This is a genomic window from Microbacterium sp. Leaf351, assembly GCF_001423825.1.
GTDB classification, from domain to species: domain Bacteria; phylum Actinomycetota; class Actinomycetes; order Actinomycetales; family Microbacteriaceae; genus Microbacterium; species Microbacterium ginsengisoli.
This window is the reverse complement of record NZ_LMPK01000002.1, coordinates 93,337-94,957: the sequence shown is the minus strand read 5'-3', so window position 1 is coordinate 94,957 and position 1,621 is coordinate 93,337. Positions and strand designations below refer to the sequence as shown.

The following is a 1,621-nucleotide window of genomic DNA, read 5'->3' as shown; positions in this document are numbered from 1 at the left end:
CCTCGTCGAACCTCTCACCGTCGACGTCGTAGGCCACGCACACCGGGATCTCGTCGAGGCCGGTGAGGATGTCGAGCTTGGTGAGCACGAGGTCGGTGATGCCGTTGATGCGCGTCGCGTATCGGGTGATGGGCGCGTCGTACCAGCCCACCCGACGCGGACGGCCGGTGGTCGTGCCGAACTCGAAGCCGCGCGATCGCAGCCATTCGCCCTGTTCGTCGAACAGCTCGGTCGGGAAGGGACCGGAGCCGACCCGCGTCGTGTAGGCCTTCACGATGCCGACGATGCGGTCGAGGCGGTTCGGGCCGACACCGGAGCCGGTCGCGGCGCCGCCGGCCGTCGCCGACGAGCTCGTGACGAACGGGTACGTGCCGTGGTCGACGTCGAGCATCGTGGCCTGTCCGCCCTCGAACACCACGACATCGCCCGCGTCGAGCGCCTCGCTGAGCAGCAGGGCGGTGTCGGCGACCATCGGGCGCAGGCGCTCGGCGTAGGAGAGCAGGTCGTCGACGATCTCGTCGACGGCGATCGCGCGACGGTTGAAGACCTTCACCAGCAGGTGGTTCTTCTGGTCGAGGGCGCCCTCGACCTTCTGACGCAGGATGTTCTCGTCGAAGAGGTCCTGCACGCGGATGCCGACACGATTGATCTTGTCGGCGTAGGCGGGGCCGATGCCGCGCCCGGTCGTGCCGATCTGGCGCTTGCCGAGGAAGCGCTCGGTCACCTTGTCGAGGGTGCGGTGGTACTGCGTGATGATGTGGGCGTTCGCGCTGATGCGCAGGCGCGACGTGTCGAGACCGCGGGCGGCGAGCGCCTCGAGCTCGTAGAACAGCACCTCGAGGTCGACGACGACGCCGTTGCCGATGACGGGGTTGACGCCGGGCGACAGGATGCCGGAGGGAAGGAGGTGCAGCGCGTACTTCTCGTCGCCGATCACGACGGTGTGGCCGGCGTTGTTGCCTCCGTTGAACTTGACGACCCAGTCGGTGCGGTCGCCGAGCAGGTCGGTGGCCTTGCCCTTCCCCTCGTCACCCCACTGCACGCCGACGATGACAATTCCGGGCATGGTGGCTCCTCACCTAGCAGAGGGGGTTACACCCCATCCTATCGAGAGGCCCGCTCGGGAGCGGGATGGCGCGGACGCCGGCGTGCGGCATCCCCCTACAGTGAGCAGATGACGACGCTGCAGACCCCCGGCTGGGCACGCACCTGGACGCTCGTGCGCGCCGCGGGAGCGCTCATCATCCTCACGGCGATCATCGGCCAGGCCGAGGTCACCTTCGGCGGCGCGATCGCGAACGGGCTCGACGTGGGCGTCGTGCTCGTGAACTTCTTCAGCTTCTTCACGATCCTCTCCAATGTCGGGTCGGTCGTGATCCTCGCCGCGGTGGCGGTGTGGTCCGTCACCGGCGGGCGGGGTGGCGTCTCGCCTCTCCCCCGGGGTCTCGCTGTGGCGCTCGCCTGCGTGAGCACCTACATGATCATCACGGGCATCGTCTACAACACCCTGCTGCGCGGCATCCCGCTGCCGCAGGGCACGACCGTCGAATGGGCGAACGAGATCCTGCACGTGGTCGGTCCGATCATCCTGTTGGCCGATGTGCTGGTGGGCGCGCGGGTG

Annotated in this window: 2 protein-coding genes; one reads left to right on the top strand and one right to left on the bottom strand. The window is 68.3% G+C overall.

Annotation, left to right across the window (positions count from 1 at the left end):
* The coding region (locus tag ASG00_RS00950; RefSeq protein WP_056206181.1) for an adenylosuccinate synthase at positions 1 to 1,066 on the bottom strand (1,066 nt) is incomplete at its 3' end.
* Positions 1,067 to 1,174: 108 nt separating this feature from the next.
* Here ASG00_RS00950 and ASG00_RS00945 point away from each other — a divergent pair.
* Positions 1,175 to 1,621, top strand: a 447-nt coding sequence (locus ASG00_RS00945) for a Pr6Pr family membrane protein (RefSeq protein ID WP_200930814.1), incomplete at its 3' end; no start/stop codon positions are given.